A 12962-nucleotide genomic window follows, 5' to 3' on the forward strand; every position below is an offset into this window, starting at 1 on the left:
ATCTCCTGGATTACACGCGGCGCTTCTTCGGCGGACGGCACCCGTTGTGCGGGATTGGCGTCACGTCGGTGATGCTGGCGATCTTATAGCCACAGCCGTTCAAAGCACGGACAGCGGACTCACGACCTGGACCTGGACCTTTGACGTTAACGTCGAGGTTTTTCAGGCCATATTCCAGCGCAGCTTGACCAGCACGTTCAGCAGCTACTTGAGCAGCAAACGGGGTGGACTTGCGGGAACCGCGGAAACCCGAACCACCGGAGGTAGCCCAGGAAAGAGCGTTACCTTGACGGTCGGTGATGGTCACGATTGTGTTGTTAAAAGACGCGTGGATGTGGGCGATGCCATCAACCACTGTCTTTTTGACTTTTTTACGAGGACGAGCAGCAGGTTTTGCCATGATTAAATTCCTGTCGATTCGCTGGGGCGATTACTTGCGGATCGGCTTACGCGGACCTTTACGGGTACGCGCGTTGGTCTTGGTACGCTGACCGCGTACTGGCAGACCACGACGATGACGCAGACCGCGATAGCAACCGAGGTCCATCAAGCGCTTGATTTTCATGTTGATTTCGCGACGCAGGTCACCTTCAGTGGTGAACTTCGCCACTTCGCCACGCAGCTGTTCAATCTGCTCGTCGCTCAGATCCTTGATCTTTGCGGCTGGGTTTACCCCAGTCACTGCACAGATCTTCTGTGCAGTTGTGCGACCAACACCATAGATGTAGGTCAGCGAGATAACAGTATGCTTGTTATCTGGAATGTTGACGCCTGCAATACGGGCCATTCAGTGGGACTCCAATTGACAGCTACCTACGCCCCGGAAGCCAAGAAATAGGGCGCGAGATAATATCGCTGTAATAACAAATAATCAACCCAGCAGCGCACTAGCTGCTGGGCTTGAAGCACAATCACACTCAGCCTTGGCGCTGTTTGTGACGCGGTTCCGCGCTGCAAATTACTCGAACAACACCTTCGCGGCGAATAATCTTGCAGTTACGGCACAGCTTTTTCACCGATGCACGAACTTTCATCACCAACTCCTCGAACCTTATGGGTCAGCGCAGCATGCCGCTGCCGTAACCCTTCAGGTTGGCTTTCTTCATCAGGGATTCGTACTGGTGCGAAACGAGGTGCGATTGTACTTGGGACATGAAGTCCATCACAACCACGACCACGATCAGCAACGAGGTCCCGCCAAGGTAGAACGGAACGTTTGCTGCAACCACCAGAAACTGGGGCAACAAGCACACGGCCGTCATATAAAGAGCACCGAACATGGTCAAGCGAGTCAGAACGCCATCAATATAGCGCGCAGACTGCTCACCTGGACGGATACCCGGAATAAAGGCACCGGACTTCTTCAGGTTTTCCGCTACGTCTTTCGGATTGAACATCAACGCCGTATAGAAGAAGCAGAAGAAAATAATCCCTGCACTAAACAGCAGAATATTCAACGGCTGACCAGGAGCGATCGACTGTGAGATGTCCTGCAACCAGCCCATACCTTCAGACTGACCAAACCAGGCACCCAACGAAGCCGGGAACAGCAAAATGCTGCTCGCGAAAATAGCCGGAATAACACCGGCCATGTTCACTTTCAGCGGCAAGTGGCTAGTCTGCGCAGCAAACACCTTGCGGCCCTGCTGACGCTTGGCGTAGTGAACAGCAATACGACGCTGACCACGCTCAATGAACACCACGAAACCGATAATCGCTACTGCCAGCAAACCGATGGCAACCAAGGCGAAGATGTTGATATCACCCTGACGCGCAGACTCGAAAGACTGCCCGATTGCTCTCGGAAGACCGGCGACGATACCCGAAAAAATCAACATCGAGATACCGTTGCCAACACCACGCTCAGTAATCTGCTCACCCAGCCACATCATGAACATCGCACCAGCCACAAAAGTGGATACCGCGACGAAATGGAAGCCAAAGTCACCAGTGAACGCAACGCCCTGCCCCGCCAGGCCAATGGACATGCCAATAGCCTGAACGAGAGCGAGGACGACAGTGCCGTAGCGGGTGTACTGGCTGATCTTGCGACGGCCAGCTTCACCTTCCTTCTTCAACTGCTCCAGCTGCGGGCTGACGGCTGTCATCAGTTGCATGATGATCGATGCCGAAATGTACGGCATGATCCCCAACGCAAAGATGCTCATCCGCTCCAGCGCGCCGCCGGAAAACATGTTGAACAAGCTAAGAATGGTCCCCTCATTCTGTCGAAACAGGTCTGCGAGTCGGTCCGGGTTGATACCTGGAACCGGGATGTGTGCGCCTATTCGGTAGACGATAATCGCCAGGAACAGAAAACGCAGACGAGCCCAGAGTTCAGACATACCGCCTTTGCCGAGCGCAGAGAGAGCACCTTGCTTAGCCATTTATTCCTCGAACTTGCCGCCAGCTGCTTCGATAGCCGCACGCGCACCTTTGGTGGCGCCGATTCCCTTTCCGATGGTGACAGCGCGAGTAACTTCGCCGGACAGCATGATTTTCACACGCTGAACGTTGACGTTAATTACGTTGGCATCTTTCAGGGACTGCACGGTGACGATGTCGCCTTCCACTTTAGCCAGCTCGGACAAACGCACTTCTGCGCGATCCATGGCTTTCAGGGAAACGAAACCGAACTTCGGCAGGCGACGATGCAGCGGCTGTTGACCGCCTTCAAAGCCTGGAGCAATGGTGCCACCGGAGCGGGAGGTTTGACCTTTGTGACCACGGCCACCAGTCTTACCCAAACCACTACCGATACCACGGCCCGGACGATGCTTTTCGCGACGGGAACCCGGCGCTGGACTCAGATCATTGAGTTTCATCGATTAACCCTCGACACGCAGCATGTAGTAAGCCTTGTTGATCATCCCGCGATTCTCGGGAGTATCCAGTACTTCTACAGTGTGACCGATGCGACGCAGACCCAGACCCTTAACGCACAGTTTGTGGTTAGGGATGCGGCCGGTCATGCTTTTGATCAGCGTTACTTTAACGGTAGCCATGATCAGAAGATCTCCTTGACGCTTTTGCCACGCTTGGCGGCAATGGATTCAGGAGACTGCATAGCTTTCAAACCTTTGAAAGTGGCGTGAACCACGTTTACCGGGTTAGTCGAGCCGTAGCACTTGGCCAGAACGTTCTGAACGCCAGCAACTTCGAGGACAGCACGCATAGCGCCGCCAGCGATGATACCGGTACCTTCAGAAGCAGGCTGCATGTACACCTTCGAAGCGCCATGGGCGGACTTCATTGCGTACTGCAGAGTGGTGCCGTTCAGATCAACTTGGATCATGTTGCGGCGAGCAGCTTCCATTGCCTTCTGGATCGCAGCAGGCACTTCACGCGACTTGCCACGGCCGAAGCCAACGCGCCCTTTACCATCACCAACCACGGTCAACGCGGTGAAAGTGAAGATACGGCCGCCTTTAACGGTTTTGGCTACGCGGTTAACTTGAACCAGCTTCTCGATGTAGCCTTCGTCGCGCTTTTGGTCGTTATTTGACATAACTTAGAACTCCAGCCCAGCTTCACGAGCAGCATCAGCCAGCGCCTTGACGCGGCCGTGGTACTTGAAGCCAGAGCGGTCGAAAGCCACCTGCGAGACGCCAGCGGCTTTAGCACGCGTAGCGACCAGCTGGCCAACCTTAGTGGCCGCGTCGATGTTGCCAGTGGCGCCATCACGCAGTTCTTTATCCAAAGTCGAGGCACTTGCCAGGACTTTGTTGCCGTCGGCCGAAATGACCTGGGCGTAGATGTGCTGCGACGAACGGAACACGCAGAGACGCACGACTTCGAGTTCGTGCATTTTCAGGCGTGCTTTGCGAGCGCGACGCAGTCGAGTAACTTTTTTGTCGGTCATTTGCTATGCCCTACTTCTTCTTGGCTTCTTTACGACGGACGACTTCGTCCGCGTAGCGCACACCTTTACCTTTGTAAGGCTCTGGTGGACGGAAGTCGCGGATCTCGGCGGCCACTTGACCTACCAGCTGCTTATCGATACCCCGGATCAGGATGTCGGTTTGGCTAGGAGTCTCAGCGGTGATGCCTTCCGGCAGTTCGTAATCCACTGGGTGCGAGAAGCCAAGAGCCAGGTTCAGCACTGTGCCTTTTGCTTGCGCTTTGTAACCAACACCGACCAGCTGGAGCTTGCGCTCGAAGCCTTGGCTTACGCCTTGGACCATGTTGTTTACCAACGCACGAGTGGTACCGGCCATTGCGCGAGTTTGTTGATCGCCATTGCGAGCAGCGAAACGCAGCTCACCAGCTTCTTCAACGATCTCAACGGACGAATGGATGTTCAGTTCAAGAGTACCCTTGGCACCCTTCACCGAAAGCTGTTGGCCTGCGAATTTTACTTCGACACCGGCTGGCAGCTTAACGGGGTTCTTAGCGACGCGAGACATGCTTATCCCCCCTTAGAACACAGTGCAAAGAACTTCGCCGCCGACACCGGCAGCGCGCGCAGCACGATCCGTCATCACACCTTTGTTGGTGGAGACGATAGACACACCGAGACCGCCACGAACTTTTGGCAGATCATCGACGGACTTGTACTGACGCAGGCCTGGACGGCTAACGCGCTTCACTTCCTCGATGACCGGACGGCCTTCGAAGTACTTCAGCTCGATGGACAGCAGTGGCTTGATTTCGCTGCTGATCTGATAACCCGCGATGTAACCTTCGTCCTTCAGGACTTTAGCTACAGCCACCTTCAACGTGGAAGACGGCATGCTTACGACGGACTTTTCAGCCATCTGGGCATTACGGATTCGAGTTAGCATGTCCGCTAACGGGTCCTGCATACTCATGGGCTAGACGCTCCTAATACAAAAAAATAAGCCTTGCGGCTACTACCTTCGCCGAGAAACTCCGCACGAAAAAAGCACGGGCTCAGGCGAGCCGGGTATTCTAGACACACCCCACAAATGAATCAAGCCCCAATAGGGGCTTGATTCAAGTTCAAGGTCGCCGGCGGTCAGGATCTTGCGATCCCGAACACCGAGACTTTGATAGTGCTTACCAGCTGGCTTTAACCAGACCAGGTACGTCACCACGCATTGCCGCTTCACGCAGTTTGTTACGGCCAAGGCCGAACTTGCGGTAAACGCCGTGTGGACGACCGGTCAGGCGGCAGCGGTTACGCATGCGCGAAGCGCTTGCGTCACGTGGCTGCTTCTGCAGAGCTACTGTAGCTTCCCAACGTGCTTCTGGACTTGCGTTCAGATCAACAATGATAGCTTTCAGTGCTGCACGCTTCTTGGCGTACTTGGCAACCGTGAGCTGACGCTTCAGCTCGCGGTTTTTCATGCTCATCTTGGCCATTTTCCTACTCCAATCAGTTGCGGAACGGGAATTTGAAAGCACGCAGCAGTGCGCGACCTTCATCATCGTTCTTGGCAGTGGTGGTCAGGGTAATGTCCAGACCGCGGAGAGCATCGATCTTGTCGTAATCGATTTCCGGGAAAATGATCTGCTCTTTTACGCCCATGCTGTAGTTACCACGACCATCGAAGGACTTGGCATTCAGGCCGCGGAAGTCGCGAACCCGAGGCAGGGAGATCGACAGCAGACGATCCAGGAACTCGTACATACGCTCACGGCGCAGGGTCACTTTGACGCCGATCGGCCAACCTTCACGGACTTTAAAGCCAGCGATGGATTTCCGAGCGTAGGTCACAACGACTTTCTGGCCGGTGATCTTTTCCAGGTCAGCAACAGCGTGCTCGATGACTTTTTTGTCGCCGATCGCTTCGCCCAGACCCATGTTCAGGGTGATTTTGGTAACGCGCGGAACTTCCATCACGTTCGAAAGCTTAAGTTCTTCCTTAAGTTTCGGTGCGATTTCCTTCCGGTAAATCTCTTTTAGTCGTGCCATGGTCTTCTACCTAGCAGTGTTCAAGCATCAACCGCTTTTTGGGTCGACTTGAAGACACGAATTTTCTTGCCGTCTTCTACTTTGAAACCAACGCGGTCAGCCTTGTTGGTTTCGCCGTTGAAAATGGCGACGTTGGAAGCGTGCAGTGGCGCTTCTTTTTCGACGATACCGCCTTGTACGCCCGACATCGGGTTAGGCTTGGTATGACGCTTAACCAGGTTCAGACCACCAACGACCAGACGGTCGTCAGCGAGAACCTTAAGCACCTTACCGCGCTTACCTTTGTCTTTGCCGGCGATCACGATGATCTCGTCGTCACGACGAATCTTTTGCATGTCGGATCTCCTTACAGCACTTCTGGGGCGAGCGAGACGATCTTCATGAACTTCTCAGTACGAAGTTCACGGGTCACTGGCCCAAAGATACGGGTGCCGATCGGCTCTTGCTTGTTGTTCAGAAGAACAGCAGCGTTGCCATCAAAGCGGATAATGGAGCCATCAGCACGACGAACGCCGTGACGAGTGCGGACTACAACAGCAGTCATCACTTGGCCTTTTTTCACTTTACCGCGAGGAATTGCTTCCTTGACGGTAACTTTGATGATGTCACCGATACCAGCGTAACGACGATGGGAGCCACCCAGCACCTTGATGCACATAACACGGCGAGCGCCGCTGTTATCGGCCACATCGAGCATGGATTGAGTCTGAATCATATAATTTCTCCGACCCCTAGTCCTTAGACTTCCACAGCGCGTTCGAGAACATCAACCAGTGCCCAAGACTTGGTCTTGGCCAAAGGACGAGTTTCACGAATAGTGACTTTGTCGCCGATGTGGCACTGATTGGTTTCGTCGTGCGCGTGCAGCTTAGTCGAACGCTTAACGTATTTACCGTAGATCGGGTGCTTTACGCGACGCTCGATCAGAACGGTGATGGTCTTGTCCATTTTGTCGCTGACAACACGGCCAGTCAGCGTACGGACGGTTTTTTCGGCTTCAGCCATGATTACTTACCTGCCTGCTGTTTGAGCACAGTCTTCACGCGAGCGATGTCACGCTTAACTTGCCGGAGCAGGTGAGACTGCCCCAACTGGCCAGTTGCTTTCTGCATACGCAGATTGAACTGGTCGCGCAACAGGCCGAGCAGTTGCTCGTTTAGCTGTGGCGCGTCTTTTTCACGAAGTTCATTCGCTTTCATCACATCACCGTCCGTTTAACAAAGGAGGTGGCGAGCGGCAGCTTTGCAGCAGCCAGGGCGAAAGCCTCACGCGCCAGCTCTTCAGAAACGCCCTCGATTTCATACAGGACTTTGCCTGGCTGAATCTGGGCAACCCAGTACTCCACGTTACCCTTACCTTTACCCATCCGAACTTCGAGTGGCTTTTTGGTTACAGGCTTGTCCGGGAATACACGGATCCAGATCTTGCCGCCACGTTTTACGTGACGGGTCAGAGCACGACGCGCTGACTCGATCTGACGAGCGGTGAGACGACCACGAGCAACAGACTTCAGCGCGAACTCGCCGAAGCTGACTTTGCTACCGCGCAATGCCAGACCACGGTTGTGGCCAGTCATCTGCTTGCGGAACTTCGTACGCTTTGGTTGCAACATTTGGCGTACCCCTTACTTAGCAGCTTTTTTACGAGGCGCTGGTGCTTGTGGTTTCAGCTCTTCTTGGCGACCACCAATTACTTCGCCTTTGAAGATCCAAACCTTTACACCGATCACACCGTAGGTGGTGTGAGCTTCGTAGTTGGCATAGTCGATGTCGGCACGCAGGGTGTGCAGTGGCACACGACCTTCGCGATACCATTCAGTACGTGCGATTTCAGCACCGCCGAGACGACCGCTCACTTGGATTTTGATGCCTTTGGCACCAATGCGCATGGCGTTCTGAACAGCGCGCTTCATAGCGCGACGGAACATTACGCGACGCTCCAGCTGCTGAGCTACGCTCTGCGCAACCAGCATACCGTCGAGTTCCGGCTTGCGGATCTCTTCGATATTGATGTGCACAGGCACACCCATTTGCTTGGTCAGGTCCTGACGCAGTTTCTCAACATCTTCACCTTTCTTCCCGATAACGATACCTGGACGAGCGGTGTGGATGGTGATACGTGCAGTTTGGGCCGGACGATGGATATCGATACGGCTTACGGACGCGCTTTTTAGTTTGTCTTGGAGATACTCACGCACCTTCAGATCAGCGAACAAATAGTCCGCATAAGTCCGACCGTCTGCGTACCAGACGGAGGTGTGCTCCTTGACGATTCCCAGGCGAATGCCAATGGGATGTACTTTCTGACCCATCTCTTCGACTCCGTTACTTGTCAGCAACCTTGACAGTGATATGGCAAGACCGCTTGACGATGCGATCAGCACGGCCTTTGGCACGCGGCATGATGCGCTTCAGCGAACGCCCTTCGTTGACGAAAACGGTGCTGACTTTAAGGTCATCAACGTCTGCGCCTTCGTTATGCTCGGCGTTGGCTACGGCCGACTCCAGCACTTTCTTCATGATCTCGGCGGCTTTCTTACTGCTGAAAGCCAACAGGTTGAGCGCTTCGCCCACCTTCTTCCCGCGGATCTGGTCGGCGACCAAGCGGGCTTTCTGGGCGGAGATTCGAGCGCCCGACAACTTAGCGGCTACTTCCATTTCCTAACCCCTTAACGCTTGGCTTTCTTGTCAGCCACGTGCCCACGATATGTGCGGGTACCGGCGAACTCGCCCAGTTTGTGGCCGACCATGTCTTCGTTAACGAGAACTGGGACGTGTTGACGACCGTTGTGTACTGCGATGGTCAGACCGACCATTTGTGGCAGGATCATGGAACGGCGCGACCAGGTCTTAACTGGTTTGCGATCGTTCTTTTCCGCCGCCACTTCGATCTTCTTCAGTAGGTGAAGATCGATAAAAGGACCTTTTTTCAGAGAACGTGGCACTGTCGTATCCCTCTATTTACTTGCGACGACGGACGATCATTTTGTCGGTACGCTTATTACCACGAGTCTTCGCGCCCTTAGTCGGGAAGCCCCATGGCGATACCGGATGACGACCACCAGAGGTACGACCTTCACCACCACCATGTGGGTGGTCAACCGGGTTCATGGCAACACCACGAACGGTTGGGCGAACGCCACGCCAGCGTTTGGCACCAGCTTTACCCAGCGAACGCAGGCTGTGCTCGGAGTTCGAGACTTCGCCCAGGGTCGCACGGCATTCAGCCAGCACTTTACGCATCTCACCAGAACGCAGACGCAGGGTCACGTAGACACCTTCACGAGCGATCAGCTGAGCCGAAGCACCAGCGGAACGAGCGATTTGCGCGCCTTTACCTGGCTTCAATTCGATGCCGTGTACGGTGCTACCAACTGGAATGTTACGCAGTTGCAGAGCGTTGCCCGGCTTGATCGGCGCCAAAGCACCTGCGATCAGCTGGTCGCCAGCGCTCACGCCTTTAGGGGCGATGATGTAGCGACGCTCGCCATCTGCGTACAGCAGCAGAGCGATGTGGGCAGTACGGTTTGGATCGTATTCGATACGCTCGACAGTGGCAGCGATGCCATCTTTGTCGTTACGACGGAAGTCGACCAGACGATAATGCTGCTTATGACCACCACCGATGTGACGAGTGGTAATACGGCCATTGTTGTTACGACCACCAGACTTCGATTTTTTCTCGAGCAGCGGTGCGTGAGGAGCGCCTTTATGCAGCTCCTGGTTGACCACCTTGACCACAAAACGGCGGCCAGGGGAAGTCGGTTTGCATTTAACGATTGCCATGATGCACCCCTTCCTTACTCAGCACTGCTGCTGAAATCGAGATCTTGGCCTGGCTGAAGGGAGATAACTGCCTTCTTCCAGTCATTACGCTTGCCCAGACCGCGAGCAGTGCGCTTGCTCTTACCCAGAACATTCAGGGTAGTAACACGCTCTACTTTCACGCTGAACAGGCTTTCGACGGCCTTCTTGATTTCCAGCTTGGTTGCGTCAGTAGCAACCTTGAAAACGAACTGGCCTTTCTTGTCTGCCAGAACCGTAGCCTTCTCGGAAACGTGCGGGCCAAGCAGAACTTTAAATACGCGTTCCTGGTTCATCCCAGCAGCTCCTCGAATTTCTTCACGGCCGACACGGTGATCAACACCTTGTCGTATGCGATCAGACTAACTGGATCGGAACCTTGCACGTCACGTACATCAACGTGTGGCAGGTTACGAGCAGCCAGGTACAGGTTCTGATCAACAGCATCGGACACGATCAGGACATCAGTCAGACCCATGCCATTCAGCTTGTTCAGCAGATCTTTGGTTTTCGGTGCTTCAACAGCGAAGTCCTGAACCACGACCAGACGATCAGTACGCACCAGCTCAGCAAGGATGGAACGCATTGCTGCGCGATACATCTTCTTGTTCAGCTTTTGGGAGTGATCCTGTGGACGAGCTGCGAAAGTGGTACCGCCGCCACGCCAGATTGGGCTACGGATAGTACCAGCACGAGCACGGCCAGTACCTTTCTGACGCCATGGGCGCTTACCGCCACCAGAAACGTCGGAACGGGTCTTTTGCTGCTTGCTACCTTGACGGCCGCCAGCCATGTAGGCCACGACTGCTTGGTGAACCAGCGTCTCGTTGAACTCGCCGCCAAATGTCAGTTCGGAAACTTCGATCGCTTGAGCGTCATTTACATTTAATTGCATGTCAGCTTCCCCTTAACCGCGAGCCTTGGCTGCTGGACGTACAACCAGGTTGCCGCCAGTAGCGCCAGGAACAGCGCCCTTGACCAACAACAGATTGCGTTCAGCGTCCACGCGCACTACTTCCAGGGACTGCACGGTCACGCGCTCAGCGCCCATATGACCGGACATTTTTTTGCCCTTGAATACACGACCAGGAGTCTGGCACTGGCCGATAGAGCCTGGGACGCGGTGGGATACGGAGTTACCGTGGGTGTTATCTTGCCCGCGGAAATTCCAACGCTTGATCGTACCCTGGAAGCCTTTACCTTTGGACTGACCGGTTACATCAACCAGCTGACCAGCGGCGAAGATTTCAGCGTTGATCAGATCGCCGGCCTGGTACTCGCCTTCTTCAAGGCGGAATTCCATTACGGTACGACCAGCGGCAACGTTCGCTTTAGCGAAGTGGCCAGCCTGAGCAGCTGTTACACGCGAAGCACGACGCTCGCCGACAGTGACTTGCACTGCACGATAGCCATCGGTCTCTTCAGTTTTGAACTGGGTGACGCGATTCGGCTCGATCTCAATGACCGTGACCGGAATGGAGACACCTTCTTCGGTGAAAATACGGGTCATACCGCATTTACGACCGACTACACCAATAGTCATGTTGTAAACCTCATGAGTGTACGGGGCTTTCACCCGCTATGGCCGCCCATTTCAGAGCGTTACACGACTAAGACCGAGTCTTAGCCGAGGCTGATCTGCACTTCCACACCGGCCGCAAGATCAAGCTTCATAAGTGCATCAACGGTTTTATCCGTTGGCTGGACGATGTCCAGAACGCGCTTATGAGTACGGATCTCGTACTGGTCACGCGCGTCTTTGTTGACGTGCGGGGAGACCAGAACGGTGAACCGCTCTTTACGGGTAGGCAGTGGAATTGGACCACGCACTTGAGCACCAGTACGTTTCGCGGTTTCCACGATTTCCTGGGTGGATTGGTCGATCAGGCGATGGTCAAAAGCCTTCAACCTGATACGGATTTGCTGATTTTGCATTGGATTTCAGACTCCGGCTGCTATTCCCACCGGGCGCACTGCGCCCGTTAAAAGGAGGCGCAATTCTATAGACGGGCCAACATAGTGTCAACCCAATAAAAAAGCCCCCGCAAGCGGAGGCTTTTTATCAAATCAACGATTACTCGATGATTTTGGCTACGACGCCAGCGCCGACGGTACGACCGCCTTCACGAATAGCGAAACGCAGACCGTCTTCCATTGCGATGGTCTTGATCAGGGTGACAACCATTTTGATGTTGTCGCCTGGCATTACCATTTCAACGCCTTCCGGCAGTTCGCAGTTACCGGTCACGTCAGTGGTCCGGAAGTAGAACTGTGGACGGTAGCCTTTGAAGAACGGAGTGTGACGACCGCCTTCTTCTTTGCTCAGAACGTACACTTCAGCTTCGAACTTGGTGTGCGGCTTAACCGAACCTGGCTTAACCAGAACCTGGCCACGCTCAACGTCGTCACGCTTGGTACCACGCAGCAGAACGCCGCAGTTCTCGCCAGCACGACCTTCGTCGAGCAGCTTACGGAACATTTCAACACCGGTGCAGGTGGTGACGGTAGTGTCACGCAGACCAACGATTTCCAGTGGATCCTGAACCTTGACGATACCGCGCTCGATACGACCAGTTACAACAGTACCGCGACCGGAGATCGAGAATACGTCTTCGATTGGCATCAGGAACGGCTTGTCGATAACACGAACCGGCTCTGGGATGTAGCTGTCCAGAGTTTCTACCAGACGCTTAACAGCGGTGGTACCCATTTCGTTGTCGTCTTGGCCGTTCAGAGCCATCAGAGCCGAACCGATGATGATCGGAGTGTCGTCACCTGGGAAGTCGTAAGTGCTCAGCAGATCGCGCACTTCCATCTCAACCAGTTCCAGCAGCTCAGCGTCGTCAACCATGTCAGCCTTGTTCAGGAAGACAACGATGTACGGAACGCCTACCTGACGGGACAGCAGGATGTGCTCACGGGTTTGCGGCATCGGACCATCAGCGGCCGAGCAAACCAGGATAGCGCCGTCCATCTGAGCAGCACCGGTGATCATGTTCTTCACATAGTCAGCGTGACCTGGGCAGTCAACGTGAGCGTAGTGACGAATCGAAGAGTTGTACTCAACGTGTGCGGTGTTGATGGTGATACCACGAGCCTTTTCTTCCGGAGCGCTGTCGATTTTATCGAAAGCAACAACGGCCGAACCGAAAACTTCGGAGCAGACGCGAGTCAGAGCAGCAGTCAGAGTGGTTTTACCGTGGTCAACGTGACCGATGGTGCCAACGTTGACGTGCGGTAGGGAACGATCAAATTTTTCTTTAGCCACGACAATTAACTCC

Annotated in this window: 26 protein-coding genes; all 26 read right to left on the reverse strand. The window is 54.4% G+C overall.

What is annotated here, in order from left to right; translation table 11 throughout:
- Positions 1-10: 10 nt before the first annotated feature.
- A complete protein-coding gene (gene rpsK, locus BK658_RS10585; RefSeq protein ID WP_002555466.1) occupies positions 11-400 on the reverse strand; it encodes a 30S ribosomal protein S11 in 390 nt (129 codons plus the stop codon).
- Between the two features lie 30 nt (positions 401-430).
- Positions 431-787 (reverse strand): 30S ribosomal protein S13, encoded by a 357-nt coding sequence (gene rpsM / locus BK658_RS10590; protein WP_003186020.1) that lies wholly within the window; start codon positions 785-787, stop codon positions 431-433.
- A 130-nt stretch (positions 788-917) separates the two neighbouring features.
- A complete protein-coding gene (rpmJ, locus tag BK658_RS10595; protein WP_002555468.1) occupies positions 918-1034 on the reverse strand; it encodes a 50S ribosomal protein L36 in 117 nt (38 codons plus the stop codon).
- Positions 1035-1058: 24 nt separating this feature from the next.
- A complete protein-coding gene (gene secY / locus BK658_RS10600) occupies positions 1059-2387 on the reverse strand; it encodes a preprotein translocase subunit SecY (RefSeq protein ID WP_003228718.1) in 1329 nt (442 codons plus the stop codon).
- The gene (rplO, locus tag BK658_RS10605) at positions 2388-2825 is read right to left on the reverse strand and encodes a 50S ribosomal protein L15 (RefSeq protein ID WP_003228720.1); all 438 of its coding nucleotides are present in this window, start codon (positions 2823-2825) and stop codon (positions 2388-2390) included.
- 3 nt (positions 2826-2828) lie between these two features.
- Positions 2829-3005 (reverse strand): 50S ribosomal protein L30, encoded by a 177-nt coding sequence (gene rpmD / locus BK658_RS10610; RefSeq protein ID WP_003186033.1) that lies wholly within the window; start codon positions 3003-3005, stop codon positions 2829-2831.
- A 2-nt stretch (positions 3006-3007) separates the two neighbouring features.
- The gene (rpsE, locus tag BK658_RS10615) at positions 3008-3508 is read right to left on the reverse strand and encodes a 30S ribosomal protein S5 (RefSeq protein ID WP_003186035.1); all 501 of its coding nucleotides are present in this window, start codon (positions 3506-3508) and stop codon (positions 3008-3010) included.
- A gap of 3 nt (positions 3509-3511) precedes the next feature.
- A complete protein-coding gene (rplR, locus tag BK658_RS10620) occupies positions 3512-3862 on the reverse strand; it encodes a 50S ribosomal protein L18 (RefSeq protein ID WP_003186037.1) in 351 nt (116 codons plus the stop codon).
- Positions 3863-3872: 10 nt separating this feature from the next.
- Positions 3873-4406 (reverse strand): 50S ribosomal protein L6, encoded by a 534-nt coding sequence (rplF, locus tag BK658_RS10625; RefSeq protein WP_007896774.1) that lies wholly within the window; start codon positions 4404-4406, stop codon positions 3873-3875.
- Between the two features lie 12 nt (positions 4407-4418).
- Positions 4419-4811 (reverse strand): 30S ribosomal protein S8, encoded by a 393-nt coding sequence (gene rpsH, locus BK658_RS10630; RefSeq protein ID WP_003186040.1) that lies wholly within the window; start codon positions 4809-4811, stop codon positions 4419-4421.
- A gap of 208 nt (positions 4812-5019) precedes the next feature.
- Positions 5020-5325, reverse strand: coding sequence for a 30S ribosomal protein S14 (gene rpsN / locus BK658_RS10635; RefSeq protein WP_003176414.1), 306 nt, complete (start codon positions 5323-5325; stop codon positions 5020-5022).
- Between the two features lie 13 nt (positions 5326-5338).
- Positions 5339-5878 carry a 50S ribosomal protein L5 gene (rplE, locus tag BK658_RS10640; RefSeq protein ID WP_003210069.1) on the reverse strand — a complete coding sequence of 180 codons (540 nt, stop codon included), beginning with the start codon at positions 5876-5878 and terminating at the stop codon, positions 5339-5341.
- A gap of 20 nt (positions 5879-5898) precedes the next feature.
- Positions 5899-6213: a 50S ribosomal protein L24 gene (rplX, locus tag BK658_RS10645; protein WP_007896770.1), complete on the reverse strand. Its 315-nt coding sequence runs from the start codon at positions 6211-6213 to the stop codon at positions 5899-5901.
- 11 nt (positions 6214-6224) lie between these two features.
- A complete protein-coding gene (gene rplN / locus BK658_RS10650; RefSeq protein ID WP_002555479.1) occupies positions 6225-6593 on the reverse strand; it encodes a 50S ribosomal protein L14 in 369 nt (122 codons plus the stop codon).
- A gap of 23 nt (positions 6594-6616) precedes the next feature.
- Positions 6617-6883 carry a 30S ribosomal protein S17 gene (gene rpsQ, locus BK658_RS10655; protein ID WP_003176419.1) on the reverse strand — a complete coding sequence of 89 codons (267 nt, stop codon included), beginning with the start codon at positions 6881-6883 and terminating at the stop codon, positions 6617-6619.
- Between the two features lie 2 nt (positions 6884-6885).
- The gene (rpmC, locus tag BK658_RS10660; RefSeq protein WP_008030901.1) at positions 6886-7077 is read right to left on the reverse strand and encodes a 50S ribosomal protein L29; all 192 of its coding nucleotides are present in this window, start codon (positions 7075-7077) and stop codon (positions 6886-6888) included.
- Positions 7077-7490, reverse strand: a complete 414-nt coding sequence (gene rplP, locus BK658_RS10665; RefSeq protein WP_003186052.1) for a 50S ribosomal protein L16 — start codon at positions 7488-7490, stop codon at positions 7077-7079. Before rplP ends, rpmC begins: the two co-directional genes overlap by 1 nt.
- Positions 7491-7502: 12 nt before the next feature.
- On the reverse strand, positions 7503-8189 hold the full coding sequence (rpsC, locus tag BK658_RS10670; RefSeq protein WP_003176422.1) for a 30S ribosomal protein S3: 687 nt from the start codon (positions 8187-8189) through the stop codon (positions 7503-7505).
- A gap of 13 nt (positions 8190-8202) precedes the next feature.
- Positions 8203-8535 carry a 50S ribosomal protein L22 gene (gene rplV / locus BK658_RS10675; protein ID WP_003103908.1) on the reverse strand — a complete coding sequence of 111 codons (333 nt, stop codon included), beginning with the start codon at positions 8533-8535 and terminating at the stop codon, positions 8203-8205.
- A gap of 11 nt (positions 8536-8546) precedes the next feature.
- Positions 8547-8822 carry a 30S ribosomal protein S19 gene (gene rpsS, locus BK658_RS10680; RefSeq protein WP_002555486.1) on the reverse strand — a complete coding sequence of 92 codons (276 nt, stop codon included), beginning with the start codon at positions 8820-8822 and terminating at the stop codon, positions 8547-8549.
- A 16-nt stretch (positions 8823-8838) separates the two neighbouring features.
- On the reverse strand, positions 8839-9663 hold the full coding sequence (gene rplB / locus BK658_RS10685) for a 50S ribosomal protein L2 (RefSeq protein WP_003186055.1): 825 nt from the start codon (positions 9661-9663) through the stop codon (positions 8839-8841).
- Between the two features lie 14 nt (positions 9664-9677).
- Complete coding sequence (gene rplW, locus BK658_RS10690; protein WP_002555488.1) at positions 9678-9977, reverse strand: 50S ribosomal protein L23; 300 nt, start codon at positions 9975-9977, stop codon at positions 9678-9680.
- The gene (gene rplD / locus BK658_RS10695) at positions 9974-10576 is read right to left on the reverse strand and encodes a 50S ribosomal protein L4 (RefSeq protein WP_003186057.1); all 603 of its coding nucleotides are present in this window, start codon (positions 10574-10576) and stop codon (positions 9974-9976) included. The genes rplW and rplD overlap by 4 nt, the downstream gene beginning before the upstream one ends.
- A 12-nt stretch (positions 10577-10588) precedes the next feature.
- Positions 10589-11224, reverse strand: coding sequence for a 50S ribosomal protein L3 (gene rplC / locus BK658_RS10700; RefSeq protein ID WP_003186059.1), 636 nt, complete (start codon positions 11222-11224; stop codon positions 10589-10591).
- A gap of 80 nt (positions 11225-11304) precedes the next feature.
- Positions 11305-11616 carry a 30S ribosomal protein S10 gene (gene rpsJ, locus BK658_RS10705; protein WP_003186070.1) on the reverse strand — a complete coding sequence of 104 codons (312 nt, stop codon included), beginning with the start codon at positions 11614-11616 and terminating at the stop codon, positions 11305-11307.
- Between the two features lie 139 nt (positions 11617-11755).
- On the reverse strand, positions 11756-12949 hold the full coding sequence (gene tuf, locus BK658_RS10710; RefSeq protein WP_003186071.1) for an elongation factor Tu: 1194 nt from the start codon (positions 12947-12949) through the stop codon (positions 11756-11758).
- Positions 12950-12962 lie beyond the last annotated feature (13 nt).

The organism is Pseudomonas brassicacearum (assembly GCF_003732175.1).
In the GTDB taxonomy this organism is placed as follows: Bacteria; Pseudomonadota; Gammaproteobacteria; order Pseudomonadales; family Pseudomonadaceae; genus Aquipseudomonas; species Aquipseudomonas brassicacearum_G.